Annotated in this window: 23 protein-coding genes; 9 read left to right on the forward strand and 14 right to left on the reverse strand. The window is 56.0% G+C overall.

The genetic code is table 11. The annotated features are described in order from the left end of the window. Position 1 precedes the first annotated feature (1 nt). The 5 genes from arsC to AC56KL_RS06210 all read left to right on the forward strand — a co-directional run bounded on the left by arsC (position 2) and on the right by AC56KL_RS06210 (position 4,443). Positions 2-427: an arsenate reductase (glutaredoxin) gene (gene arsC, locus AC56KL_RS06190; RefSeq protein ID WP_497179273.1), complete on the forward strand. Its 426-nt coding sequence runs from the start codon at positions 2-4 to the stop codon at positions 425-427. Next, positions 420-1,136, forward strand: coding sequence for an arsenical resistance protein ArsH (gene arsH / locus AC56KL_RS06195; protein WP_497179274.1), 717 nt, complete (start codon positions 420-422; stop codon positions 1,134-1,136). Before arsC ends, arsH begins: the two co-directional genes overlap by 8 nt. A gap of 743 nt (positions 1,137-1,879) precedes the next feature. Next, positions 1,880-3,361: a SulP family inorganic anion transporter gene (locus AC56KL_RS06200; protein ID WP_497179275.1), complete on the forward strand. Its 1,482-nt coding sequence runs from the start codon at positions 1,880-1,882 to the stop codon at positions 3,359-3,361. An 11-nt stretch (positions 3,362-3,372) separates the two neighbouring features. Further along, a complete protein-coding gene (locus tag AC56KL_RS06205) occupies positions 3,373-4,236 on the forward strand; it encodes a universal stress protein (protein ID WP_497179276.1) in 864 nt (287 codons plus the stop codon). Positions 4,237-4,371: 135 nt separating this feature from the next. Then, a complete protein-coding gene (locus AC56KL_RS06210; RefSeq protein ID WP_497179425.1) occupies positions 4,372-4,443 on the forward strand; it encodes an H-NS family nucleoid-associated regulatory protein in 72 nt (23 codons plus the stop codon). A gap of 181 nt (positions 4,444-4,624) precedes the next feature. On the opposite strand, the gene AC56KL_RS06215 is transcribed toward AC56KL_RS06210, so the two are convergent. From AC56KL_RS06215 to cueR, 14 genes are all read right to left on the reverse strand, one after another. After that, positions 4,625-6,019 carry a hypothetical protein gene (locus tag AC56KL_RS06215; protein WP_497179277.1) on the reverse strand — a complete coding sequence of 465 codons (1,395 nt, stop codon included), beginning with the start codon at positions 6,017-6,019 and terminating at the stop codon, positions 4,625-4,627. A gap of 7 nt (positions 6,020-6,026) precedes the next feature. Continuing rightward, on the reverse strand, positions 6,027-8,459 hold the full coding sequence (locus AC56KL_RS06220; RefSeq protein WP_497179278.1) for a heavy metal translocating P-type ATPase: 2,433 nt from the start codon (positions 8,457-8,459) through the stop codon (positions 6,027-6,029). A gap of 157 nt (positions 8,460-8,616) precedes the next feature. Further along, the gene (locus AC56KL_RS06225) at positions 8,617-8,946 is read right to left on the reverse strand and encodes a four-helix bundle copper-binding protein (RefSeq protein WP_497179279.1); all 330 of its coding nucleotides are present in this window, start codon (positions 8,944-8,946) and stop codon (positions 8,617-8,619) included. Positions 8,947-9,027: 81 nt separating this feature from the next. Beyond that, positions 9,028-9,741, reverse strand: coding sequence for a DUF305 domain-containing protein (locus AC56KL_RS06230; RefSeq protein WP_497179280.1), 714 nt, complete (start codon positions 9,739-9,741; stop codon positions 9,028-9,030). 753 nt (positions 9,742-10,494) lie between these two features. Continuing rightward, positions 10,495-11,394: a CopD family protein gene (locus AC56KL_RS06235; RefSeq protein ID WP_497179281.1), complete on the reverse strand. Its 900-nt coding sequence runs from the start codon at positions 11,392-11,394 to the stop codon at positions 10,495-10,497. After that, positions 11,395-11,763, reverse strand: a complete 369-nt coding sequence (gene copC, locus AC56KL_RS06240; RefSeq protein WP_497179282.1) for a copper homeostasis periplasmic binding protein CopC — start codon at positions 11,761-11,763, stop codon at positions 11,395-11,397. A 25-nt stretch (positions 11,764-11,788) separates the two neighbouring features. Continuing rightward, the gene (locus AC56KL_RS06245) at positions 11,789-12,217 is read right to left on the reverse strand and encodes a YybH family protein (protein ID WP_497179283.1); all 429 of its coding nucleotides are present in this window, start codon (positions 12,215-12,217) and stop codon (positions 11,789-11,791) included. A gap of 91 nt (positions 12,218-12,308) precedes the next feature. Beyond that, the gene (locus tag AC56KL_RS06250; RefSeq protein ID WP_497179284.1) at positions 12,309-12,929 is read right to left on the reverse strand and encodes a DUF305 domain-containing protein; all 621 of its coding nucleotides are present in this window, start codon (positions 12,927-12,929) and stop codon (positions 12,309-12,311) included. A 94-nt stretch (positions 12,930-13,023) separates the two neighbouring features. Next, positions 13,024-13,374: a copper-binding protein gene (locus AC56KL_RS06255; RefSeq protein ID WP_497179285.1), complete on the reverse strand. Its 351-nt coding sequence runs from the start codon at positions 13,372-13,374 to the stop codon at positions 13,024-13,026. Between the two features lie 87 nt (positions 13,375-13,461). Next, positions 13,462-14,853, reverse strand: a complete 1,392-nt coding sequence (locus AC56KL_RS06260; protein WP_497179286.1) for a multicopper oxidase family protein — start codon at positions 14,851-14,853, stop codon at positions 13,462-13,464. A gap of 13 nt (positions 14,854-14,866) precedes the next feature. Next, positions 14,867-16,285, reverse strand: a complete 1,419-nt coding sequence (locus tag AC56KL_RS06265) for a TolC family protein (RefSeq protein ID WP_497179287.1) — start codon at positions 16,283-16,285, stop codon at positions 14,867-14,869. A gap of 223 nt (positions 16,286-16,508) precedes the next feature. Next, a complete protein-coding gene (locus AC56KL_RS06270; RefSeq protein WP_497179288.1) occupies positions 16,509-16,790 on the reverse strand; it encodes a hypothetical protein in 282 nt (93 codons plus the stop codon). A 323-nt stretch (positions 16,791-17,113) separates the two neighbouring features. Continuing rightward, the gene (locus tag AC56KL_RS06275; protein ID WP_497179289.1) at positions 17,114-17,551 is read right to left on the reverse strand and encodes a hypothetical protein; all 438 of its coding nucleotides are present in this window, start codon (positions 17,549-17,551) and stop codon (positions 17,114-17,116) included. 1,711 nt (positions 17,552-19,262) lie between these two features. Then, the gene (cueR, locus tag AC56KL_RS06280; protein ID WP_497179290.1) at positions 19,263-19,682 is read right to left on the reverse strand and encodes a Cu(I)-responsive transcriptional regulator; all 420 of its coding nucleotides are present in this window, start codon (positions 19,680-19,682) and stop codon (positions 19,263-19,265) included. Between the two features lie 436 nt (positions 19,683-20,118). Between cueR and AC56KL_RS06285 the strand changes: the two genes are divergently transcribed. From AC56KL_RS06285 to AC56KL_RS06300, 4 genes are all read left to right on the forward strand, one after another. Then, complete coding sequence (locus AC56KL_RS06285) at positions 20,119-20,418, forward strand: hypothetical protein (RefSeq protein ID WP_497179291.1); 300 nt, start codon at positions 20,119-20,121, stop codon at positions 20,416-20,418. Between the two features lie 69 nt (positions 20,419-20,487). After that, on the forward strand, positions 20,488-21,807 hold the full coding sequence (locus AC56KL_RS06290; RefSeq protein ID WP_497179292.1) for a TolC family protein: 1,320 nt from the start codon (positions 20,488-20,490) through the stop codon (positions 21,805-21,807). Beyond that, on the forward strand, positions 21,800-23,428 hold the full coding sequence (locus AC56KL_RS06295; protein WP_497179293.1) for an efflux RND transporter periplasmic adaptor subunit: 1,629 nt from the start codon (positions 21,800-21,802) through the stop codon (positions 23,426-23,428). The genes AC56KL_RS06290 and AC56KL_RS06295 overlap by 8 nt, the downstream gene beginning before the upstream one ends. After that, complete coding sequence (locus AC56KL_RS06300; RefSeq protein WP_497179294.1) at positions 23,425-26,559, forward strand: efflux RND transporter permease subunit; 3,135 nt, start codon at positions 23,425-23,427, stop codon at positions 26,557-26,559. Before AC56KL_RS06295 ends, AC56KL_RS06300 begins: the two co-directional genes overlap by 4 nt. Positions 26,560-26,777: the final 218 nt, after the last annotated feature.

A 26,777-nucleotide genomic window follows, 5' to 3' on the forward strand; every position in this document is an offset into this window, starting at 1 on the left:
AATGACCGTCACCATCTATCACAACCCGGGTTGCGGGACATCTCGCAACACCTTGGCTCTCATCCGCAATGCTGGCATTGAGCCAGCCGTCGTTGAGTATCTGAAGACGCCTCCAGACCGCGCGACCTTAACCGGTCTGATTAAGGATGCAGGCTTAAGCGTGCGGGACGCGATTCGCCAAAAGGGTACGCCATACCTAGAACTTGCTCTCGACAAGCTGGACGTCGGGGATGACGAGCTCATTAGCGCGATGTTGGCACACCCTATTCTCATCAATCGCCCTTTTGTAGCGGCACCGGCCGGCGTGCGGCTCTGCCGTCCTTCAGAAGCAGTGCTGGACATCTTAGACGCTCCCCAGCAAGGCCCGTTTTCCAAGGAAGACGGCGAGGTTGTCATTGATGAGAAAGGAAATCTTCTCAATGGATAAAATTCTGGACTTGCCTAACATCAATCCTGGGCAACTCGACATCCCAAGCGTGACCAAGTTGGAGCCGACCGGCGACCTAGCCCATCCACCTCGAATTTTGATGCTCTACGGTTCCCTCCGGGAACGCTCGTTCAGCCGATTCCTCACCTATGAGGCGGCGCGAATTCTCGAGCATTTTGGCGCCGAGGTGAAAATTTTTGACCCAACCGAACTTCCGATGGTCGGAAGCGTTCCAGAGACGCATCCTAAGGTGGTCGAGTTGCGTGAACTCTTCCTTTGGTCAGAAGGCCAGGTCTGGTGTAGCCCCGAGCGTCATGGAACAGTTACCTCTGTGCTGAAGAACCAAGTTGACTGGGTGCCCCTGGAACAAGGAGCGCTCCGCCCGAGTCAAGGCCGCACGCTCGCAGTCATGCAGGTTTGCGGGGGCTCTCAGTCTTTCAACGTGGTGAACACGCTCAGGCTTCTCGGGCGATGGATGAGGATGTTCACAATCCCGAACCAGTCTTCTGTGCCAATGGCTTACAAGGAGTTTGACGATGAAGGACGTATGCGTCCCTCAAGCTACTACGACCGTGTTGTCGACGTGATGGAAGAGCTGTTCAAAATTACCTTGTTGATGCGGGGTCGCGCGGACTATCTAACCGACCGATATAGCGAGAGAAGCGAAAGAGCAATTAGAGCCATTGACCGTCAAATTGAGAAAATCTAACTGAACCGCAGTGGTTGTAGCTGAGCGCGCTCCGGCTTCGCAGACCTAGGCAATGATGCAAAGGTCTGCAACAGCGAACTTGCTCTCATTCGCAACGCATTGACACATCGTTGAGCTGATTCGGCCCGCCCGTTCGCTGATGTAACTGGCCGTACCTCCTGTCGTCGGTGGTTGACGAAGCCAAGCTGCAGTCATTCGACACCGGCCATGCCCATCGATGCTGCGGGTTGTGCTGGCATTTTGCACTGGAGGATGCGCGAGCTCTAGCGTAAGGCCGGTCCGCCGAGTGCCGACTACTAGGCCTGGATAATGCGCCTAACGAAGGCATGTCACGTAGTTCAGTCCTCCCCGCCGCAATCGCCGATGAACTATCGGGCTTTCTCGCAGAAGCACGGTTAACCTTGACTAGCGTCAGTGTGCACTGCACAATTCGCACCAACATGAATGCAACTTGGACCTCCTGTCCCCTAGCAGAACCGTATGGCCATTGCCATGCTGGCTTCGCCGTGAGCGGGTCGCAGTTCATATTCTACCGCGGCTCTTCCCTCCCGCGCGGCTACTTCTGCTCAGTTACTCCGCCCTGAGCTTCATCCCATCCCGCTTGGCCCTTTAGAGCCTCTTGGTCGTCATTGACGAGCCAGAGGACGTGGCCTGTCGTGTTCTCCAGACCGCGTTTGCGGTCTATCGAGAGCTGGTACCTATCTTTTCTATCACTCGGAATAACACCCGAGTTGTCTATCGCTATGCTATTGCAAAAAATTCAACAAGACTGGTTTTCCAACATCCGAAATGACCTGCTCGCAGGCCTAGTCGTCGCACTCGCACTCATCCCTGAGGCGATTGCCTTTTCCATCATCGCTGGCGTTGACCCGAAAGTCGGTCTTTATGCTTCCTTCTCGATTGCGACGCTGATTGCCTTTTTTGGTGGCCGGCCGGGCATGATTTCCGCCGCTACAGGCGCCATGGCACTGGTTATCGTGACCCTGGTCAAGTCACATGGGCTGGAATACCTGCTGGCCGCTACCGTATTGACAGGCGTCCTTCAAATAATCGCCGGTTGGCTGCAATTGGGGCGGCTCATGCGTTTCGTCTCCCGCTCGGTGGTCACAGGCTTCGTTAATGCGCTAGCTATCCTAATCTTCATGGCCCAGTTGCCGGAGCTGACCAATGTCAGTTGGCACGTTTACGCGATGACGGCTGCCGGCTTGGCTATCATCTACGGCTTTCCGTACATCACCCGCGCTGTGCCATCGCCCTTGGTCACTATCGTCGTCCTGACTGCTGCCTCCATCGCACTTGGTCTCGACATCCGGACGGTCGGCGATATGGGCGAGCTGCCGGATAGTCTGCCGACCTTTCTAATCCCGAATGTGCCGTTCAGTCTGGAAACGCTGCTCATCATCCTGCCGTACTCGCTGACCTTAATGGTAGTCGGGTTGCTTGAATCCTTGATGACAGCAGCCATCGTCGATGACCTGACGGATACCAAAAGCGACAAGAGCCGCGAATGCGTCGGTCAGGGCGTCGCCAATATCGCAACTGGATTCATTGGAGGAATGGCGGGTTGCGCCATGATTGGTCAGTCGGTCATCAATGTGAAATCGGGTGGTCGCGGTCGACTCTCTACCTTGGCGTCCGGGGTAGTGTTGCTGATTCTCGTGGTTTTCCTCGGCGAGTGGGTCAAGCAGATTCCCATGGCGGCACTCGTCGCTGTGATGGTTATGGTCTCCATCGGTACGTTCAACTGGCGCTCCATCACGGACCTGCGCGAGCACCCGAAGAGTTCAAGCGCCGTCATGGTCGCTACGGTGATTGTGACCGTAGCCACGCACGACTTGGCCAAGGGTGTGCTGACCGGGGTGTTGCTGTCGGGCTTCTTCTTTGCACATAAGGTCGGTCAGATTCTGCGCGTCCGTTCGCGTACGGAGGACGATGGCCGAGCTCGCACTTATCAGGTCGCGGGTCAGGTTTTCTTTGCCTCGGCCGAACGCTTTAGTGATGCCTTCGACTACAAGGAAGTGCTCGACAAGGTGCGCATTGATGTGAGTCGTGCCCATTTTTGGGACATCACTGCTGTTAGCGCGCTGGACAAGGTAGTTCTGAAGTTCCGTCGCGAAGGCACCGAGGTCGAAATATCAGGCCTCAATGAAGCGAGTGCCACGCTGGTCGATAAGTTTGCCATTCACGACAAGGATGGTGCCGATGACATGTTGCTGAGCCATTAAGGAGGCCAACCATGAAAATTGACCGTAAAATTCTTGCGTGTGTTGAGGCGACGCCCCTGTCCGACGTGGTGACCGATTATGCAGCCTGGGCTGCGCGCAGGCTTGATGCCCCCGTTGAGCTGCTTCATGTTTTAGAGCGACATGTTGAATTGACCGGCAGCCAGGACCACAGCGGTTCCATTGGTCTGGATGCACAAGAAAAGTTGATGGACCAGCTGACGAAGGAAGATGAGGAGCGCACCCGCTTGATACGTGAGCAAGGGCGCGCTTTGCTCTCCAGGTTGCGCGAGCGGGCCTTGCAGAGTGGTGCAAATACCGTTGACAGTCGCCTCCGCCATGGTGACATTGAGGAGACCCTGGCTGAGCAGCAGGAGGGTAGCCGCCTACTGGTTATTGGCCGCGACGGGCACTCCGCTCCAGACGTAAATGCCGGATTAGGCAAGCATTTAGAATGGGTAATACGTTCGACTACCCGCCCAGTGTTGGTGGTCAACAAGAACTATCGAGAACCGAAGAAAGTGCTCTTCGCCTTCGATGGCGGCCGTGTGACGCGTAAAGGTGTCGAGATGTTAGCTAGCAGCCCCTTACTCCGCGGATTTCCACTCCAGTTAGTAGCCGCCGGTGAACTAGGTGACTCGAAGAAAAAGCAGTTGTATGCTGCCGTTGATACATTAGTCGGGTCTGGAATAGACGCGACGGCAAGTATCCACCCAGGTAGTCCAAAAGAGGTCATTACCCATGCGTTGGCTCACGGAGGCTTCGACCTGCTAATAATGGGGTCTTACAGCCACTCGCCGCTCCGAAGCTTGCTGTTTCGCAGCACGACCTCTGAGATGCTTCGACTTTCCAAAGTGTCAGTGTTGTTGCTCAGGTAAGTCTAGGAAAGATTCGGTCAAGATGAACTCGTTGAAGCCTGTAGCAAGGTACGAAAGCTCATGGATGCGCACAAGCTGCCGCCCTCTGACTCTGCAAAACCGAACAAAAAGACGAAGCAGGCAGGAAAAAAGGGAATGGTTCAGGCAAAGTACCGCGACCGGGACTCTGGAGCGACCTGGACGGGACGAGGTCGGGCACCGCGTTGACTCAACGGCCGAGACAAAGAGGAATTCCTCATCAAGTAACCGGTGTTCGTGTCATTTTCGGTTAGCGTTAGTGGTCTAGCGGGATATTGTGTCCACCGTAGACCATCGTGCAAAGACTGCGCCCCGCTTCAACAGTGTGCGGCGCGGCGATTCTTCCGCTGTTTGATGGCAGTGCGCTCAGTCATTTGCAGTCACTAGCGCAGCAGCTCCTGCCGCTTGCTGCCTCACTGATTGCTTTCAATTCCGCAGTCACTTCTTCATCGCTCAGGCTGTAGACAGGTGCGAACCCGCCACCTGGAGTCCGGAAATTTGTGGTCTGGCCCTGATAGACGCGTGCCGCAGTCCACTGGACTCGGCTGTTGTACACGTAGCTTCGCAAGTCGAACTTCAAAGTTTCGGGACTGTCTGCGGTACCGGAGACTCGAACGCCAGGAGCGACAACTCTCTGAGCGATGTACTCGCCCAATAAGATTTCCTGCCACACTCGCTTCGTTACCTTGTCACCGCGATATGCAGCCCTTCCTCCGTATCCAGCGACAGGCTTGAAAAACAGATTGCGTCGCTCGCTCCACAATCGTTCAGCGTTACTGGTCGTGACGCTCTCGGTGAAAGGTAAGTTAGCGACCAATATGTCGATAGTCGCCTGGGGTACCCCGAGCCCTCCCAGCGCCGTTGCATCGCTCAGGATGGTGAGATTTCGCTTGTTTGCGTAGAGAGCGTGAGCTTGCGGATGCGGGGTGAGTACAACCGCGTCCTCGCAGAACGCGTCATGAAGCGCGCGCGACTCAGGCGCCTCAAGCATGAAGTCAGTAAGCCGGTTGTAGACCAAGTCAGTCTTTAGCTCACCAAACCACAGCGCGCCGTCTTTGAAAGTAAGTTCACCCGGGTCTGCGATGACGGCATTGATGTCGTTCTTGGCGAACAGCCGCTGAAACAGAAGAAATTCAGGGTAGAGGTACTGTTGCTGAGGTTGCGTGTCGACTATCGCTATAGTTCGCAGAGGTGCAGTTTGCCTTGCTGCTGCCCATTCTGCCCGGAACATCTGCACTATCTCGTCCTCGAACACGGCGCCGGAAAGTATTGACTGTGCCAGCTGAGCATCATCCAGGCAGCAGGTTCGATGCGCCCTTGCCATAGCGGCGTTGAGCATCGCGCCTCCAGCGTTTGTGTTTATTTCGATGAGGCCGAGGTTTGCGCCGTCCGGATGGAAGTCGTATCCGAAAAACACCCCTCGTGCACCGTTAACCCTATTCTTGGCAATGTCAGGCGCATCGGCCAGTACACGCTCTCGGTATGCGGGCAGCTCAATGACAGACTCAAGGGCACGTACTACCTCCTCGATTTTGGCCGCCTGGGTACTGGAAATGAAGATAGGCCGTGCCGAGAACAGGAACGGACATCGTTCCTCTATCAGCTCGAAAAGCATATCGTCGTGCAGTTCGCAGGACAGCGCCGACTTCAGCGCAGACTTGTCCAGGCTGCTGCAAAAGCAGGAACTGTTGAGCTGTTCTGCTGGCAATCTGGACGAGCCAGAGTTGCTTATCTGGTTGTCGCTAACGATGTCGGAATTTGGCATGTGGTTCCTATCCTTGGTGCGAGCTCAGGGCTGGTGTGCTCAGCGGCGCCGCGCGTCCTCGAAGGCGCAATGCGTTAGTAATTACGGAGACAGAGCTAAGACTCATGGCAAGTGCGGCGACCATGGGAGACAACAGCTGTGCCGTGAACGGGTACAGTACTCCAGCGGCCAGTGGTATCCCGAGCGCGTTGTAGACAAAGGCAAAGCCGAGGTTTTGCCACATGTTTCGCACCGTCTGTACAGAAATCGAGCGAGCGACCGCAATGCCGCGTAGGTCTCCCTTCACAAGGGTGATGTGGGCACTGTTAATGGCCACGTCTGTTCCGGTACCCATAGCGATGCCTACGTTTGATTTGGCGAGCGCCGGCGCGTCGTTGATACCGTCGCCGGCCATTGCAACAACGCGACCCTCTTTCTGCAACTTGTCGACCAATGCAAGCTTGTCCTGCGGCTTTACTTCACCGTAGAACTCGTCTATTCCGAGTTTTGAGGCAACTGAGCGAGCCGTCGTGACTCCATCCCCAGTCGCCATCACAACAGTTATCCCATCGTTACGGAGATTTGTCAGTGCCTCTATTGTCGTAGCCTTAATAGGGTCCGATACTGCCAGGAGGCCTACCAGCACGCCTCCCTCGGCAAGGTACATTACGCTGGCACCCTCGGCTCTCAAGCTCTCTGCAGGTCCCGTGAGGGCGTGCCAATCGACATCCATAGACTCCATCAGCGCGGTATTTCCTAGTGCAACCCGTTTTCCGTCTACGGCACCCGTCACCCCAATACCGCTGGCAGACTCGAAGCTTTCCGGCTTTGATAGCAAAATCCCTCTGCGCTTTGCCTCAGCCACGATTGCGTGAGCCAACGGGTGTTCGCTGCCCTGGTCGAGGCTGGCGGCGAGCTGCAAGACATAGTCGTCGTTGTACCCAGGAGCTGCGACAACGGTGTTGAATGCCGGCTTTCCTTCCGTTAGCGTGCCCGTCTTGTCTACGATAATTGTGTTCACCTGTCGGAGGTCCTCGATTGCAGCCGCATCTCGGAACAGCACTCCCTGTGTTGCAGCCCTTCCAGTTGCCGCCATGATGGACATTGGCGTCGCCAAGCCCAAGGCACATGGACAAGCGATGATGAGGACAGACACTGCATTCACAAAGCCAAATACCCAACTCGGCTCGGGCCCGAAGAGGCCCCAAACGACAAACGTAAGAACAGCGATGGCCGCAACGCCGACGACAAAATAGCCTGCTACAGAATCAGCGAGTCGCTGCATGGGAGCGCGCGAACGCTGCGCCTGGGCCACCATCTGGACAATTTGCGACAACATAGTCGCAGAGCCAACGCTGTCTGCTCGCACAACAAGGCTGCCGCTTGTGTTTAGCGTTGCTCCGATAACGCGGTCGCCTGCTCGCTTCGTAACGGGCAGCGGCTCGCCAGTGAGCATTGCCTCATCAACGGCGCTCTCACCCTCCGTGACTATCCCGTCAACCGGCACTTTTTCGCCCGGTCGGACACGCAATAAATCGCCGACATGGACGTGGTTAAGCGGGACGTCCTCTTCCACTCCATTCGGACCGATTCGCCGCGCGGTCTTAGGTGCTAGGCCAAGCAGCGACTTGATAGCGGCTGATGTCTGTGAACGAGCGCGGAGTTCAAGAATTTGGCCGAGCAACGTTAGAGTGACGATGACTGCTGCAGCTTCAAAGTACACGCCGATACGACCGTGAACTCTAAACGTGTCTGGAAATAGTTGAGGTGCAATGACAGCGACCACGCTGTACGCATACGCAGCCAAAACCCCAGAGCCGATAAGTGTCCACATATTTGGGCTCATACGGCGAAGCGACTGGATACACCGTTCAAAAAACGGCCAACCCGCCCAGAGTACAACTGGGGTACTCAAAGCGAACTCAATCCAGTTTTGGCCAGGCAACCCGCCTGGGAAGAGCATATGGCCGAACATCGCCAGAACAAACACGATGACTGTCAGTGGAAGAGTCCACCAAAATCGACGGCGGAAATCGACCAATTCCGGGCTTTCAGCATCCTCTAAGGAAGGCATTTCCGGCTCGAGGGCCATTCCGCAGATAGGACATGTTCCGGGTGCCGGCTGCCTGATTTCAGGATGCATAGGACAGGTAAAAACTGAGCCTTCCGGGGCCGCAGCCGGCGCTTGAGCTACCGTTCCAAGCTTGCCGATGTAATTCCCAGGCGTTGCCTCAAACTTTCCCATGCACTTGGAACTGCAGAAATGGTAAAGCTCGCCCCCAAAAGTGATTTCGCGCTCGGGATTAGGGCCTACCTTCATGCCGCACACTGGGTCAGTGAACGGTTTCGCGTCTATGGGTTGGTCAGGAGAAGTCATGCTGCCTACAGCGTGAGCATGACCTGTAGATTGCCCCCCAGAGTGCTTATGCGCTTCGTGGTCTCCGTGCGTTTCGGTCGTCATACCTAGCTCCTAAAGACTTGCAGTTAGCTCATTAAACCAAAGCGTGATGACTCACTGTAGACCCTCCCATGATTGGAAGGTCAAGCGGTTTTTAGACCATTCAGATACCGCGTGAAGATGCGGTATCTGAACTTCCTACTTCTTAAACGGTTTAGATTTAGACTGCCATTCGCTGGCACTCAGCCGCGCACTGTCGGCAGGCCTCTGCACACCTTTGGCAATGGTCCATCTGGTGCTGCGCGCACTCATCAGCGCAGGCTGCGCAGATTTCTGCGCACATACGGCAAGCCGCTGCGGCGTGTTCGCTCCCGCGTGCCATCAATGCTGCAGCGAAGCGGCAGGCCTGGGCGCAGTCCATGTCTAACGCGATGCACTTTGCCATTGCGGCCACGTGCTCTTCCTTTAAACACATTGCTGCGCAGTTGTCACATGCGTTGGCGCAGGCGTTACATGCATCGATACAGCTCTGAAAAGAATTCATGTCCATGTCGTTCTCCAAGTGTGAAGGTCAAGTTACTCGTAATACGAAACTGGGTCGCTTTTGAGAACGACCCAAGCGGCGTGACGGTCAATCTAGTCTGCGTACGTTGGCAGCCGGTACGAAGTCACAGTCACGGAACTGCTTGCACAGCATTTCCCTCATGTCATTAATTGAGTTCTTCTGCATCGTTACGATGTTGTCGCAGTACCGGCGAAGACCATCGTGAGACAGGTCGCTCTTCACCTGGCATTCGATGCTAGGGCTGAGAGCGGCAAAGTGGTGGCTGCTGAATACTCTGAGAAATTGCTCATCAAACTGTCGTCCAGCAGGGGCACGCTCTAGCATTTGAATCATCTGCATCCCAGAGGGGGCAAGCCTTGGCACATGCGTTACGCCGTACCACTCCCGCAGCATTCGCTGAGCCTTTGCAATCTCCTCCCGCTGCCCCCGGTTGGCTTGACGCGACATGGACCGAATTTCTTCTGCCGACGCCTTAGGGATACTTTCGGCATAGCCTGGTGTCGGCGTTGTGCCTTCGTCAGGGTTAACGACGGCCGGGTCTCGAACGCGGTCACTACCTGCCGCAAGTTCGGTCATACGCAGGGCCGAGTAGTGGTGGTCGATAATGAAGGTCAGGTAGTTCCGTTCGAATCGTGCCGTCTTCCGTTCGCCAGGGCCATTAGCCGATGCGGCGGACGAAAGAAGAAGAGTGCCGGCAGTCGTGGCAACAACCGCGTGAATCCAGCCTAAGCGATAGACGCGACCTGTCCTTCCGGTATTTGCGGAGACTTTGTTGGTCATGATTTCCTCTTAAAGTAATGAAAGCGATAACGTGTATGCAAGTCCAACGGCCGCCATAATGAGACGGTAGACAAGGACAAGCAGGAATGCTTACAGGATTACGGAGAGGTATTTCGGCGGTCGCTCTAAGCCAGCTGAGATGTGACTTGCGAATATGCCGGGTGGGGTTGCTACGGGAGAATCGCTCTTGGTCGACTTAATCTTATCTGAAAGCACTGACGGGGGAGCACCCGCTCCTAGCCCGCATGCTGCACAAGGCTTACAGGAGCCGGACTTCTTCGGATGCTGTTGGGACAGCTCGCCAGGCGAGCCGTCATCAGTCATTTGCATACCGCTCGGGTCTTCACAAGGCATAGCCGAAGTAGTCCCCGATTCCCCATCAACGGACACCGAAGGCATCGACTGTGTCTGTGCACGTACGCAGCACCCTCCTACTGCAGCCGCGAGCCCCTGTAGAGGGACAGCAACCAATAGGAGCCAGAGCACGCACACGCGGTAGAGACCTCGTTTCATTTTTTCAGTCTAGCAGCGTCAAAAAACCGGACGCACACGGTACAGTCAGGAAAACTTGATATCCAAACGCTACATTGGTCTCATCTGATAGGTCTGGCAGCTTCATCGTCATTAGTAGCTAACCGCGACAATCGGGGCGCAGCCAGACCGGAACCAGACAATCCCTCTAAGCAGTGAGTAAGCTTACCGGGTGCTGCCACGTGCGCCGCCTCCGCAAGAAGTGCATCGCGGAGGCCAACATCACATTGCCGCTGGTGGCTGCTGCGACGTCAACACAGCTGCTGCAATCAGCACAGCAAGTAAAACCACGCTCTCCACCTTTAGCACTAACTTCACGCGCTCAAGGCCATGCACTGAGTCCCGGGCAAGGGCTAGTCCGATGAACTTGTTGTACCCGCCGAGAATGAGCGCAGCCCCTACTAGCCCGACCTTTATTAGCAGTGCCATCGTGTAGATGCTGTTGTCCAATAAGTTGTCTAAGGTTCCAACCCTGTTCCATGCATTGAACAGCCCAGTCACGAAAACTGCTACGACTGCGACCATGGCAGCTGCAGACATCGAATCGAGATAGTGAGCCATTCGGGTCAAGTCAGGTTGGCCTGCGCCGTTGCCTATCGCTTTCCACGCAGAGACGGCAACCAAGCCCGTCCATGCCCCCATTGCAGTGAGATGAATTACCTCTGACGCGAAAGGCAGAGTCCAGTAACCGTTTTCGCCAGCATGCCCCATTGACGCGCGTACAAACGCAAAGAGACCTAAGGCGGCAAGTACTGCCCACTCACGCCACGCTGCAGTTGAACGAAATAATCGAATGACCAGTACCAGGGTAATCGCAAAAAACGAGATATAGCCGGCGCGCCCGATACTTGTCATGGTCAACATTTGCCAGACTACGTCCTTGGCTTCTTGTAAGCCAACACCTCCCATGACGGCGGCGGACGCCCATAACATGGCGCCTGTGGCTACTACGCCAAATGCAGCAGCAGAAATGTCACCCAAGCGCAGCAAAGCCTCCGTGTTCGCGCGCAAGGCACCTGAGGCCGACAGCCAACGCCGGGCCAGCCACGAGCCGACAAGCCACGCAAACGCGGCGTTCAAGGCGGTGACTGACCCAACCTGAAGGCCCAGGACGCTGTCCATTTATTTCACCGAGAACGAGAACGTGCCCGTACGGCGGTGACCGTCGTGACCAGCGACGGCCCATTTAACGGTGTAAGTACCTGTGGACAGGCCTTTCGTCGGGAGACGCACAATTGCTGGGTTGGCGGCATCGACCTTCGCCTTCTCAGTTTCGACGACCTTGCCGTCGGTGTAAGTCAAAGTGACGGTGCTAAACGCTTGCTCGACCTTCTCGTTGAAGGTGAGGGTAATTTCGGTTGGCGCTGCTTCCAAAACGGCCCCTGGCGTTGGGTTTGAAGCAGTAAGCTTCGCGTGTGCCATTGCGAACGGGGCAGCGAGGGTGGCTGCTGCAAAGACGACTGTTGCTACGATTTTTTGAACGGTTTTCATGTTCTGCCTTTGTTGAAGGTGTTAGTTACTTGGCTTTACGGGAGGACCAGTGAACGTGCGTGATGAGCCACTTATCACCCTGCTTTTCCAGTACGGCAGTCTCTGTTCCAAACGAGTGGACGTTTGTTCCTTTGAACTTCCCTTTTGTCTCAGTTTCGCGTGTCACGATGGCGATATTGCCCTCAACACGCTCGTTCTGGCGTAGGACCGTTTGGCTCGTCGCTTTAGCAAAGGCCATGTCGCTCGGGAGATGGTGCCCGGCGTACTCATCGCGTGAACGCTCGACGTAACCGGACTCGAAAATCTGGATAGTCGGGGAGAGGAAGACGGTAGCCGCTTCAGCCTTCCCTGCCGACAGCGCGTCATGGAACGCAGAGACGGTTTCGAGCGGAGTCGCAGCGAATGCCTGGAGGGACGCGGCCGAGAGCGCGATGGCAAAAAGTGTGTGGCGCATAGATTTATGTTTATCTGCAATGGTTGGGGACAGCCCGACAAGCCGATTAGCGATTGCTAGGCTTGTCGTGCTCTTAACTGCTCTCGACTTCTTAATTCTTCGGCTCTGCCCAAGATTTTTTCATCTCGGCCATGTGTGCCACTTCCTTTTTCTGCGTTTCGACAAGCTTCTTCGCAAACTCTTTGACTTCGGCATGCTGGAGTTTTGGCGCTGCAGTTTGGGCCATTTTGATGGCTCCCTTGTGGTGCTGGCTCATCATGTCCACGAACAGCCGGTCGAACTGTTCACCCTTGGCGGAAGTAAGCTTTTCGCTCGACATGCCTTTCATCGACTCTGGCATCCCCGGCATCTTCATGTTCATCGCCTCCGGCTTGCCGGCATACCACTGCTCTTTCCACCCCTTGAGCTGGGCAATCTCTTTTTCCTGCTCTGCCATCATCTTCTTTGCCATATCCTTGAGGTGCTGGCTGTCAGAACGACTTTCTACCAGGCTGGCCATATGCATTGCCATCTGATGGTGCATGGCCATCGTGTCGAGGAACTGCTGTTCGTACGGCGCTTTTTCAGCGTTTGGTGAGCTCTTGTGCATCGAGTGCATATTCGCCATATCGTGCCCGGCGCCGCCATGTGAGCCACTCTGATGCTGAGGAACGGCGTTAGCCGACAAAGCAACAAACGTAAGTGTCGCAAGTGCAATTTTCGAGATTTTCATATTTACTCCTTGGTTGGTTGCAAAAATACTCACCCCAGTTCTGTACAAGTGGCGTCCCGCTGAGTCGGGCATGGACGCCTTTTCTCCCTGCTTCTTACTTCTGGACGGTTAGCTGCGTCACGACATAGCGGCCATCGAGCTTCTCAGCGACGAACTTAATCTTGTCACCGACTTTAAGCGCATCGAGCGCCGAAGCGTCTTTGACACCAAATACCATCGTCATCCCAGGCATCCCTAAGTTCTCAAGGGGGCCGTGCTTGAGGGTAATGCGGCCGGTCTCTTTGTCGACCTTTTTTACTTCACCGTCCGACATGGGTGCCTCCTGACCGGCGACCGCTGCTGGCGCATGATTACCGTGGTCATGCGATTGCGCCATGGCAGGATTGAAAGCGGTCAGGGCAAACGTAACTGCAGCAATGTTGGTAACGATTTTTGCGATTTTCATTGGTTATCTCTTCTTCAAAGTTGTGATTGGCAGCCGTATCTCGACTGCGAATAGATTTCTATTTAGAACGCAGTGGTGGACACAAGGTCAATGTCCTGAGTGCCCCGATGGCTTACGAACGTTGAATTCCACGTTCGGCGTTGACTTCGCCGCAGGCATGGACTGTCCTCCGGCAGAGGTACTTCTGATTGCCTCGGGCGGAGCACCATTCCATTCGTAAGCAAGCGTCCCAGGCGGGTGTTTGTACCAGCCAGGGTCGCTGTAATCGCCTCTCTTCTGGTCTTTACGGACCTTGAGAACAGTGAACATCCCGCCCATCTCGACACCGCCAAACGGCCCCTGCCCGCCCATCATTGGAAGGGTATTCTCGGGTAGCGGCATTTCCATCTCACCCATCGAGCCGCCCGTCGAACCCATCGCCATGTAGTCTGGGATGATTGTCGAAATCTTCTTGGCTGCTTCGCGCTGGGAAGTGCCAATCATGGTCGGCACGTCGTGACCCATCGCGTTCATGGTGTGGTGTGATTTATGGCAGTGGAACGCCCAGTCGCCCAGGTCCGTCGCAACGAACTCGACTGCACGCATTTGGCCCACGCCGACATCGACCGTTACTTCAGGCCAGCGCGACTCTGGTCGAGTCCAGCCTCCATCTGTCCCGGTAACCTCGAATTCGTGACCGTGCAGATGAATTGGATGATTCGTCATCGTGAGATTGCCGAAGCGAATACGTACCCGCTCACCCTGACGCGCGACCATCGTATCAATCCCAGGAAACACGCGGCTGTTGAACGTGAACAGATTGAAGTCCAACATCGTCGATGTCTTCGGAACGAAGCTGCCTGGCTCAATGTCGTAGCTTGCAAGCAGGAACACGTAATCCCGGTCAACCTTCATGAAGTTCGGGTTCTTTGGGTGGGTGACCCAGAAACCCATCATGCCCATAGCCATCTGCACCATTTCATCGGCATGTGGGTGGTACTTAAAGGTGCCGGGCCGCCGCGCCACGAACTCATACACCATCGTCTTGCCAGGCTGGATGCCCTTTTGGGTCAGCCCCGTGACGCCATCCATTCCATTTGGCAGGCGCTGACCATGCCAGTGGATACTGGTGTGTTCCGGTAAGCGGTTCGTGACGAAAATGCGTACACGGTCGCCTTCAACGACTTCGATAGTCGGTCCTGGCGATGTACCGTTGTACCCCCAAAGATTGGCCTTCATCCCCGGGGCGAATTCACGCACAACGGGTTCGGCAACCAAGTGAAATTCCTTGACGCCATTGTTCATGCGCCATGGAAGCGACCAACCATTAAGTGTGACGACAGGGTTGTAAGGACGACCGTTCGGTGGCGGTGGTGGAACCTGCGTCGCAGCGCTCTGCATGATTACTGCTTCCGGGAGGGATGCTGCGCCGACTCGGCTGACCACCCCGGCCCCAATCAGTGCCGCGGCACCGGTGAACAAATCTCTACGTGAAACCATCTCAACTCTCCAATTAATGTTCAGCCGCTGGCGCGGAGCTCGACGCTGCAATGGTTGGCCGCGAAACGGCCCCGCCGCTGCCGTTTATGGCCGCCTGCAACTCTGTCTCTGCAATCCAGAAATCTCGTTGCGCTTCAATGGCGCCGTTAACGCTCGTGATTTGGTCGCGCGAGTCAGCCAGCAACTCGAAAACGCTGGCAAGCATCCCGTTGTAGCGAAGGAGGACCTCTTCCGAAATCTGCTTCCTTAGCGGGACTACCTCGTCGCGATAGTGTTTGGCGACGTCATAGGTCGTGCGGTACGCCGAGTACGCTTCGCGCACTTCCGAGCGCGCGCGAACAGCAGCGTCGGCGGTGCGATTGACAGAGAGCATGTACGTTGCCTTCGCACGCGCACGTCGAGACCCACCCCAGTCAAAAATAGGTAGTTCCAGCGATATTTCGTAGCCGTTCTCACGGGGCGCCCCGGTAGTGCTCTTGTTGGCGTATCCAGCGTCCAGGACATTGATAAAGCCTGTAGCGTTTGTCAGACCCAGCGACCGAGCGGTAGCGTCAACGTCCCGCTTGGCAATCTGGATGTCGAGTCTCTGCTCCATTGCAAGAGCCTCGAGCGCTCCCGGTTCATTTGGCTTTTGTGGGAGGTCTGGCAGACGGTCGGGAATCTTAAAGTTGACGTTTGAACCCCAGAGGCCTAATAACCTGACAAGTTGCTCACGTGCTGCCGTAGAAGCGTGGCGGGCGCGGGCATACTGCGTCGTTGCCTCCGCATAGAAAGCCTGCTCACGTGCCCTGTCCAGTTTGCTCCAGTTGCCAACCTTGGCTTGCTCCTGCGCGAGCTGGGCTCCAGCCTCGGCTGAAGTCACTACTTGGCTCATAAATTTCTCTGTTTGAGCAGCTGCCACGGCGCTGAAGTACGCACGACGGGTTTCGCTAGCCAAGCGCACTGCTTCTGACGCAGCGGTCAGCTTGGCTTGTTCAAACCGGCCACGTTCAATAGTGCTGCGCATTGGAATAGTCAGCAGACCAATCAGGTCAAACATCACGCTACGTTCTATTTCAACCTCGTCGCCGCCACGCATCCGGCTAAATGAAAAGCCTGGGTTACGCATACGGCCGGCCTGGACAAAGTCGGCTTCAGACACGCCGAGCTCTGCGAGTGAAGCCTGAAGGCCGCGATTGTTGAGCAACGCAATCTGCACCGCAGAGTCAGGCGTCAGAGGTACCGACAGGAGCTTGGAGACTTGGGCAGAGCTAGCCTGCGCGTCACTGTCGTTCCTTTCGCCAGTGACTCCGAAGCCGGTACGGGGCTGCGTCAACTTTGAGACATCGCTCGCTGCGCCGTCGCTGGACAGCGTCGAGCATCCGGCTAGAACCGATACGGCCAGCAAAAGACTGGAAGTCTTAAGTAATGGTGTGAAAACAATAGGCTTCATTTCTTCGCCTCTTTTCCTTGTTGCTGATGCTGTTCATGCGACGCCTCATTCGTTGCACCCTTTGCAGGAGCTAAGCGAGCACCATTGGCCGGCATTTTTTCCGGGCCCATTTGGTGTCCTGCATGCGGGTCGGGCTTTGGAACCGGCGCCATCTGATGCCCGGCGTGTGGGTCAGGCTTTGGCAGCGGCGCCATCTGGTGCCCAGCGTGCGGGTCTGACTTTGTCACTGGCGCCATTTGATGACCAGCGTGCGGGTCTGACTTTGGAGCTGGTGCCATTTGATGACCTGCGTGCGCTGCCGGCGAAGGTTGGCCAGCAGGGGCCGCCGGAGCGACGACTTGAGCTGGCATCTGATGCCCTGCATGTGACGCCTGACCAGTTCGTTCAGCTGGTGTTCCGTGGCCAGAATGGGCGCCTGGATTTGCGCCTTGGGTCGGCACCGTATGCCCAGCGTGACCGCTAGCATCTTGGGCTGCCGGCGCGTGGCCCGAGTGAGCACCTCCATGCATACCCTCGCTCGCAACCGTAGCGTTAGCTTCTTTCCATACCTTGTCGGGCGAGACACTGGTGTCCTGCGCCGGCCTGTACGTTGAAAAAACCGAGGTGTACGTCGTTTGTGAAACCTGAGCAGCCGGGTCGGTGGCTTTGAGAGAAGCTGGTGGCTCGCCCGCGATGGACGCGAACGAAGTTACGGCTACCGCACTGGCGGCAACAAAACGTTTGGAGAACATAGTCGTCCCATAATCGAAAGTAGACGCGCAGCAGTAATGCGCGACAAAAGCACAACGGAATACGAGCGAGTACGCGCGTCGTTGCTACGGAAAACGATTAAGCGGCGAGATGCCGAGGGGGACGTTCGAGACTGTCTGGAATGAAACCAGCGACGAGAGTAGAGCCAAAGGTCACATAGACCTCAGCGCTATTGAAGGAAGGCTTGAAGGTCAACAATTGCGGGGGTGCAACGGCACAAACAAAGCATGCAGCACAAGCGCTGCATGAACCGTGATTGAGCGATTTGGAAGTGTCGTTACCCTGGTCATCTGAAGACGCCATTTCTGGGCACTTTTCCTCATCAGCTGACTGCTGGTCCATAACGGCATCGTGTGAACTTGCCGATGCGTCACCATGGTCCATCATGGTGGCTACGAGCACGGTCATCCCCTGATGCCCAGAATTGCACGTGCGCAGCACGTTTGCCGCGAATGCCTGGAAGGGCATCACGGCAATTAGCAGCCATAGCAAATAGGTTTTCGGGGTGCGAGTCATTGGTTGAGAGTGTAGCACGGTCGGTTATATCGTCAAGGCGACCCAATTCAAACGATACAGCCTCCCACAGTGGGAAGGTCAAGCGAAATCGTAGTCTCTCTAAGAAGAAAAATCGCTACCAGCCCCGCTGCGTTCCGGATGGCAGTTGTCATTAATGCAAAAACGCAGTAATAATGCTGAGCAACAACCGGTTCTACCCTTGCACTTTATTACAACTTCACTGCGCCCATCCACCCTAATGAACCTCGTCCGCCTTCTGCTTTCACTGTTGCTTCTCGTGTCCGCACACGCAGGCGCCCAAGATGCAAAACTCATCCAAAACTATCGCTTCTGTGAAGCGGGCTACTCAAGCTGTGACGTATCCCTCCTGAGCGCGTCGCAGCTTGAGCAAGTACGCCAGTCCGCCCTGACGCGAAATTTTCGCTATTGCGACAGTGGGTACTCTAGTTGCGATTTGAGTCTGTTGACAGAACGTCAGCGAGCACAAGTTCACGGTTCGGCCCTGGCACGCAACTTCCGTTACTGCGATAGCGGTTACAGCAGTTGCGACCAATCCCTATTAACGCCGTCGCAGCAAGTTCAGGTCAGCGAATCGCATCGAAAGCGAAACTTCCGCAACTGTGATAGCGGCTATTCATCCTGCGACCCGTCTTTGCTGACCCAGCAGCAGCGGGATAAGGTTACGGTTTCGGCTTTAGAGCGAAATTTCAGGAATTGCGACAAGGGCTATTCGGCATGCGACACGGCTCTCCTGACAGCAGTGCAGCGCAAACAAGTCGAGGTATCTGGCCTTACTCGCAACTTCCGAAGCTGTAACAGCGGATACTCCACCTGCGACACCAGCCTTCTCTCGGACAGCCAGCGCACTACCGTCGAAGATTCTGCATATCGTCGGAACGCGTACAACTGCCAGAAGGGGTACAGCAGCTGTGTTCATACGGCAGGGGCTTCTGAGGCACTGCCAACGGCACCTGGACGTACTGCGAACGCATTGCAAGCACGCTCCGTTGATTACTACCGTACCGATGGCCAACAGCTTCCATACGAAAAGCCTTACAGCCCGTCCACCAAGACTAGAACGTCAACTGCTGCCCTGGTCACCGGCGCGGTTGAATCAGCTACGTTGCCGGCCGCGAGCGGCCCTTCCTGCGCTGAGAATGGGTCCTGCTACGGTGACGTTAGCTCAGCAACCATGCGACCCAAGACGACACACGTTAGCGGGTACACGCGACGCGACGGAACCTACGTTCGCGGACACTATCGCAGCAAGTAAACCGTCCATTGGCAACACAGGGCGAGACCTTACTGTCAACTTGTTTACTCTTTAAAGAAGTTACATCCCTGGGCAAAGAGGCCCCCTGCTTGCTAATGGTAAGCAAGCTCGCATCTTCGTCCGAGGGCAATTGAATTCGCCCGGGCATACCGGTTCGCGCAAATGCGCCGGTACTCCAGCCAGACTTCAAGCGAATTTGCTCGCTCCTACCTCACCTCTAGCTGCTGCCCAGTGTGCACCCATGGTATCCCGCTTGGCGCTCTTGTTCCTCGTCGACCGCGGGGTTTCGAGCCCTCTCCTTCGACAAAGCGGTATACAAACCAGTTTTAGCCTTCTTGTCGCTTATTGGTCGCGTTACTGTTAAATACCTTATTTAGGCCCGAGGGCGCCGCGGCTTGGACATCCGAGTTCGGCAAACGCTTGGTAGACCGACTTACTCTACGAGCAAGCACTGCCCTTAGGTACAGACATGCGGTTCGCCAACTCATCGAGAATTGGGCAGTCCGGGTGACTATCGCCATGGCAATTGTTGGCCACATGGTGCAACTGGTCTCGAATGGACTGCAGCTTCACAATGTCCTCATCGAGCTCGGCGATGTATCGCTGGGCAAGCTCCTTCACGTCAGCGCTATGTCGGCTGCAGTCCTGCCATAGGCTCAGTAAAGTCTTGATGCGCTCAATGGAAAAACCCAGGTCGCGAGAACGTTTGATGAAGCGTAAGGTTTGCACGTCGTTCGTGGTGTATTGACGGTAGCCTGAGTCAGTACGATGCGCAGTTGTAATTAGCTCTATGCTTTCGTAGTAACGAATCATCTTAGCGGTTACCCCGGACGCGTCGGCAGCTTGTCCAATGTTCATTATTTACCTCCCTTAGCGACGGCCGGCTTCCACCGGCGAAGAAGCAGCGTGTCTACTACTGCGCATATGCTCGAGAATGTCATTGCACTTCCTGCAATGACGGAGTTGAGGTAACCCGATGCAGCCAAAGGTATGCCAACAACGTTGTGCACGAAGGCTTACGAACGCGGCAGTTGCGTTTGGGATGGCGTTTATTTGCTAGTGCGGTATCCCCTAATCGAAGCATAGACCTTCCAACAGTGGCAAGGTCAAGCACTTACTGCGGTCGAGGCGTCGTCAAGAAAAGCGCTGGACACTTTGAAAGTCTGGGATAGAATCCATGTCTACACAGTTCATCTTTAGCTAACTCATTCATTTGATGCGACGTTCTTTCCCGTCACTCTTTCGGCATGTTGCCCTGTTCTTGGTCATTACCGTGCTTAGCGCAGGAATGGCCATGGCTTCGTACGTGTGCCCTGAAGTGACGACGAAAGTAGTGGCCATGCAGATGGAGGGGATGCCGTGTGCAGGTATGGACATCGAAAAGCCTGTGCACTGCGCAGAGCTTTCCGCTGATACCGAAGTATCGCTTGAGCACCATAACGCACCGCCAGCCCTGGCGTCGCTCTCCCCTGCCGTGTTAGTGCGCATCGTGCTTTTACAGCCAGACACATTGGCACGCACTCTGTTCCCTGTCGAAGTTCCGACACTAGGCGCGGACCCGCCGTACCTGCGCACCCTCCGCATCCGAATTTAATTCTCCTCCATTGCTTAACCGCCGCGCCAGCATCTGCTGACGGGGCTCGTTTTCATTCGAGGAGAAATCATGCTTTCTATTGTCACGCCATATACAACCGTGCCGGGAGCGCCTGCGCGCAAAGGCCACGTGCTGCTACTAGCTCTGCTTTGTCTGAGCTCCAACCTGGTTATTGCCAGTCCCACAGAACCGACTTTTGACGAGGCACTGCGTCTCGCCACCAATGTCTCCGCTGCTGCCAAGGCATCCCGGGCTTCGGTCGCTGCCAGCTCGCAAGCAGCTGCTAGAGCTGACCAACTGCCTGACCCGATGCTCATGGTTGGCCTCGATAACCTCCCAGTCTCTGGGCCCGATAAATTCCGTCCCAACGCTGATTTCATGACGATGCGCCGTGTAGGAATCGAGCAGGAGTGGGTCTCCAAAGACAAGCGTGAAGCGCGGTCTACGCGGGCGCAACGCGCCGTCGAGGTCGATGAGGGCTTGTACTTAGAACGGGTTGCATCCGTTAGAGAAGCGACCGGCAAAGCTTGGCTCACTGTTTTTTACAAGCAGAAGGCGTTGGCACTATCGCAGTCCATTGCCCAGGAGATGGAACAAGACCTCGCGACTCTACGGGCGACACATCGAGGGGCTAAAGCTACTGCAGGCGATGTACTGCAGGCCAAAACTGAACTCATCTTGAGCGGCGACTCGATACAGGTAGCGGAGCAAGAGCTTGAAACCGCACGCATCAATTTACGGCGATGGACACGCACGGATATATCTGGAGTAGCCGAGCCTGCGCCAGAGCTAACTACTCATGTTCCAACCCTGCCGGCCTCCGACCTCGAGCGGTACCACCCGACCGTTCTCAATGCGCGGCGCGCCGTAAGCCTTGCTGACGCAGACAAGACAGTCGCAGTACGCGACCGGAACCCAAATTGGTCGTTCGAAGCCGGCTTTGCGCAACGGAGCAGCCAGTATTCGAACATGTTCTCATTCGGCGTAAAAATTCCGCTGAACATTAATCGGGCCCAGCGGCAGGACCGTGACATCGCCGAAAAGTCCGACTTGGGGACGAAGGCCAGGCTCGAGTACGAGGAGGCGCTGGTAGACATGCAGTCGACCATCCAAGCACTATCAGCCCAGCTCGACAGCCTCAAAGGTCGCGTCGCACGACTTAATGCAGAGCTCCTCCCAGCTGCAAATCAACAAGTTGAACTTGCGCTCGCTGACTACCGCGCTGGTACCGGCACCTTGTCAGCAGTTTCAGAGCCAAGCGCATGTCGCTCGAAAGGCGTCTTCAAATTAACGCTTTGGAGCAGGAGTCTGCCCTCGTCTGGGCAAGTCTCGAACTACACGTTGTTCCACACGCGATGGCAACCCAACCGAGGAATGCACAATGAATAAAAATAAAACGCGGACCGCGCTACTCGTCGTTGGAGCAGCCCTGCTAGCGTCCGGCGGCTACTGGGTTGGTGCAAGGAAAACCACAGCTGACGTAGCCACCGATGCCGCTACTCGGCCTGCAGCCTCGTCTGCAGCTAATGTTGACCCTGCCTCAGGGAAGCGTGTTCTCTACTGGCACGACCCAATGGTGCCTGGTAAGCGCTTCGATAAGCCTGGCAAAAGCCCGTTTATGGATATGCAGCTGGTCCCGGTGTATGCCGAGGAAGGTGGGGCGGCAGCCGGCGTAAAAATCTCTCCATCGCTCCAACAAAACTTGGGCATCCGATTTGCGACAGTGCGACGCGCAGAACAAGCCGCATCACTGGAACTGGTCGGCAGCACGCAGTTCGACGAAAGCAAAGCCGAAGTTGTCCAGAGTCGAGTGACAGGGTTCATCGACAAGCTGCACGTGCGTTCGCCACTGCAGGAGGTTAAACGAGGCCAAGCCATTGCATCCATCTTTGTCCCAGACTGGCTCGCTCCACAGGAGGAGTACCTTGCGCTCAAGCGCAGCGGCGATACAAGCCTGGCAGCAGCGGCGCGGCAAAGAATGCGTGCACTGTCGATTCCTGATTCGATGGTTGCAAACCTGGACCGCACCGGGCGAGCGCAAAGCCACCTATCGCTGGCTTCTCCGGTTTCAGGCATCGTTACCGAGCTAGGCGTTCGCGAAGGGGCCCAGGTAACGCCTGGAATGACGATTGCAAAGGTCGTCGGCATGAACACGATGTGGTTGCTCGCTGAGGTTCCGGAAACGTCGATTAGCTCTGCGCGTGTGGGCATGCAGGTTACCGCGACAGCGGCTGGAGACCCACAGCGTACTTACCGAGGAAAAGTGGGAGCAATCCTTCCTGGAGTCAGTACCGCCACCCGAACGGCCCAAGCGCGTCTTGAGCTAGACAACAAAGACGGAACTCTTATTCCAGGGATGCTAATGCGCGTGGTGCTCAGTGCAGCTGCGCCTGAATCGCGTCTGCTCGTCCCATCTGAAGCCATCATCGCTACTGGTAAACGCTCTATCGTTTATGTGGCCGACGAGAACAACAGCATGCGTCCAGTTCTTGTCTCGCCAGGCCGAGAAATCGGAAACGAGACTGAAGTCCTTAGTGGATTGCGTGAAGGTCAGCGCGTGGTCGCATCGGGTCAGTTCCTGATTGATTCTGAGGCCAATCTGAAGTCGATACAGCCGCAGGATTCTGCGGCCACGCCTGCGGCGCAGAAGGAGGCTCTTCCTATGCCTATGCCTATGCCAATGCCGTCATCAAAGGCTGCAGATGCTTCAATGCCTCAAATTGACAGTACCAAGGGCGCTGCTACAAAGCCGTCGTCCCAGCCCCAGAAATCGCCTGCATCCCATCAGGGGACTGGCACAGTCGAGCAAGTTACTGATGAAGCGCTAACGCTGTCCCACGGCCCCATCGCTTCGCTCCAATGGCCGGCGATGACTATGGATTTCAAGAAGCCACGGCGCGCCTCGTTCAAGGAAGTTAAAGTTGGCCAGACCGTCCAGTTCTCGTTCGTCGAAGGTGAAGATGGTTATGAGCTCAAGAGTGTCGTGGCGGCACACGGAGGTAAGCCATGATTGCCCGCATCATACGGGCATCAATCGCAGGTCGAGTATGGGTTCTCATTGCCGCTGTCCTCGTGGCTGCATGGGGGGTTTACTCGCTTCGTGCGACATCGCTGGACGCCCTTCCTGACCTATCGGACACGCAGGTCATCATTCGCGCCCAGTATCCTGGGAAAGCGCCGCAGCTTGTTGAAGACCAGGTTACCTACCCTTTAACTACAGCGCTCCTGTCGGTGCCCGGCGCTAAGACGGTCCGAGGCTACTCTTTCTTCGGCGACTCATTCGTCTACGTCCTGTTCGACGACGACACTGACCTCTACTGGGCGCGCTCGCGCGTCACTGAGTACGTTAATCAGGTGCAGAGCCAGCTTCCGGCAGGGGTGCGAGCCGAGCTCGGGCCAGACGGAACAGGCGTTGGCTGGGTGTTCGAGTATGCCTTAGTCGACAGAACTGGGAAAAATGACCTTAGCCAGCTTCGTGCACTTAACGACTGGTTCCTGAAGTTCGAGCTCAAGACGGTCCAGGACGTTGCCGAGGTTGCCAGCATTGGCGGCATGGTTCGTCAATATCAGATTGTGCTCGACCCAGACAAGCTCCGCATCTTTGGGATTTCGCACTCCAAAGTGCTTGAGGCAGTCCAAGGCGCGAACGAAGAATCAGGCGGGTCTGTTATTGAGATGGCCGAGACTGAATATATGGTTCGCGCACACGGCTATTTGCGGACGCTGGAGGACTTCCGAAATATCGTGCTCAGTTCGAGTGAGACGGGGACTCCGGTCCTGCTTCGCGACGTGGCGTCAGTACGTCTCGGACCAGAAATGCGCCGCGGAATAGCGGAGCTAAATGGTGACGGCGAGGTCGCCGGCGGCGTCGTCATCATGAGGTCAGGGAAAAACGCTCTCGACACAATTGCGGCCGTCAAAGCCAAGCTCGTGACACTGCAAGCCTCACTTCCCAAAGGTGTCGAAGTTGTGACTACCTACGACCGGTCCAAGCTCATTTCGGCATCGGTAGCGAACCTGCGCGACAAGCTCATCGAAGAGTTTATTGTGGTCGCCATCGTGTGCGCAGTCTTCCTGTTTCACATTAGGAGTGCACTCGTCGCGGTTGTGTCGTTGCCGCTAGGGGTTCTGGCCGCCTTCATCGTTATGCGATACCAGGGCGTGAACGCGAACATCATGTCTCTCGGGGGCATTGCTATCGCGGTCGGAGCTGCGACCGACGCTGCGTTAGTCCTCATCGAGAACGCACACAAGCACCTCGAAGCATATGCGCACTCCTACCCAGATAAAGAACTAGATGCCGAGACCCGATGGGACATCGTCGCGAAGGCATCTGTAGAAGTCGGGCCTGCCCTCTTCTTCTCTCTACTCATCGTGACGCTCTCGTTCATTCCAGTGTTCGGTCTCGAGGCCCAGGAAGGTAAGCTCTTCGCGCCACTTGCATACACGAAGACGTACACCCTGGCGGCCGCGGCAGCGCTTGCGATAACACTGGTGCCAGTCCTAATGGGCTACCTCATCCGAGGCCGCATTCCTCGTGAAGAATCGAACCCTATCAACCGACTGCTTATCAAGTGCTACCGCCCACTGCTGGACGCTAGTTTGAAACATCCTTACGCCACTCTGGGTATCGCGATGCTCGCGTTGGCCCTGACCGCAATCCCGATTTCTAAGCTAGGGGGCGAATTCTTACCTCCGTTGGACGAAGGGGACTTGCTGTACATGCCCACAGCTCTGCCGGGGCTCTCCGCGGCGAAGGCGCGCGAGCTACTCCAGCAGACTGACCGCCTCATCAAGACGGTTCCCGAGGTGGCGACTGTATTTGGTAAGGCTGGTCGTGCAGAGTCGGCAACCGACCCAGCGCCGATGGAGATGTTCGAGACGACCATCCAGTTCAAACCGCGTGACCAATGGCGGTCGGATATGACTCCTCAGAAGCTGGTCGAAGAGCTGGACAGGGTCGTAAAGGTCCCAGGACTGTCGAATGTTTGGGTGCCGCCGATTCGCAATCGCATTGACATGCTTTCAACTGGCATCAAAACTCCAGTCGGCGTCAAAGTATCGGGGCCCGACCTGAGTCAAATCGACAAAATTACGACTCAGATTGAGGCAGCCGTAAAAACTGTGCCAGGCGTCACATCTGCCCTTGCTGAGCGGCTTAGTGGAGGTCGCTATATCGACATCGACATCGACCGGTTGCGTGCCGCAAGGTACGGTATGAGCGTCTCTGACATACAAACCATCGTATCGTCGGCAATCGGTGGAGAGAACATTGGCGAAGTCGTCGACGGACGCCAGCGATTCCCAATCAACGTGCGCTACCCGCAAGACTACCGGAACTCGGTTCAGTCGCTTCGAGAGCTGCCGATAGTGACGCAGCGTGGCGCGCAAATCCAACTTGGAGACGTAGCAGTCCTGTCTGTGACAGATGGCCCCCCAATGATACGTAGCGAGAACGCCAGGCTTTCGGGATGGGTCTATGTGGATGTCCGAGGGGTGGACCTATCGACCGCAGTCCGAGCCATGCAAGCACAGGTTCAGGAAAAGGTAAAGCTCCCACCCGGATACGCGGTGGGATGGTCCGGTCAGTTCGAGTACATGGAACGTGCAGCCGCTCGGCTTAAGACAGTCGTCCCACTTACCCTGCTGGTCATCTTCCTGCTGCTCTACCTGGCATTCCGCTCCACTGCTGAAGCCGCGCTGCTTATGCTGACCGTGCCGTTCGCCCTGGTCGGAGGATTTTGGTTTATTTGGGCTCTTGGGCATGCAGTGTCGGTGGCAACAGCGGTTGGGTTCATTGCTCTTGCAGGACTTGCTGCAGAGTTTGGCGTCGTGATGCAGGTCTACTTGCGCAATGCGCTTCAGGCTCGCCTGGACGCAGGACAGCCCCTGACACGCGAGTTGATTCTGGATGCGATACGTGAGGGCACCCTGTTGCGAGTACGTCCCAAAGCAATGACGGTCGCGGTCATCCTTGCTGGTCTGCTTCCAATCATGTTCGGGGATGGCGCCGGGTCAGAGGTCATGCAGAGGATTGCTGCCCCAATGGTGGGCGGCATGCTGACCGCTCCACTGCTCTCGTTGTTTGTCATACCGGCGGCGTGGCGTCTGCTGCAGGAGCGCGCGATTCCGAGCCGTTAGAGCGTCACAGTCCGCTGTTGGTAGGGCTAAGGTACGGCCTTAGCCCTTCAAATGGACCTCAAACGGGCTAAAGAACTTCTAACGACTCACTCAATTAGACTGCATCACCAATCGAGTGGTTTTTTTTTTGCCACTCAAACGTGTCTTAGTAGACGGAAAGTGTTAAATATGAGAAAACAAGCTGTCTTCAGACGTTCAAAGTCGTTAGGCATGCCAGG

The organism is Telluria sp. ZB4P34 (genome assembly GCF_059686055.1).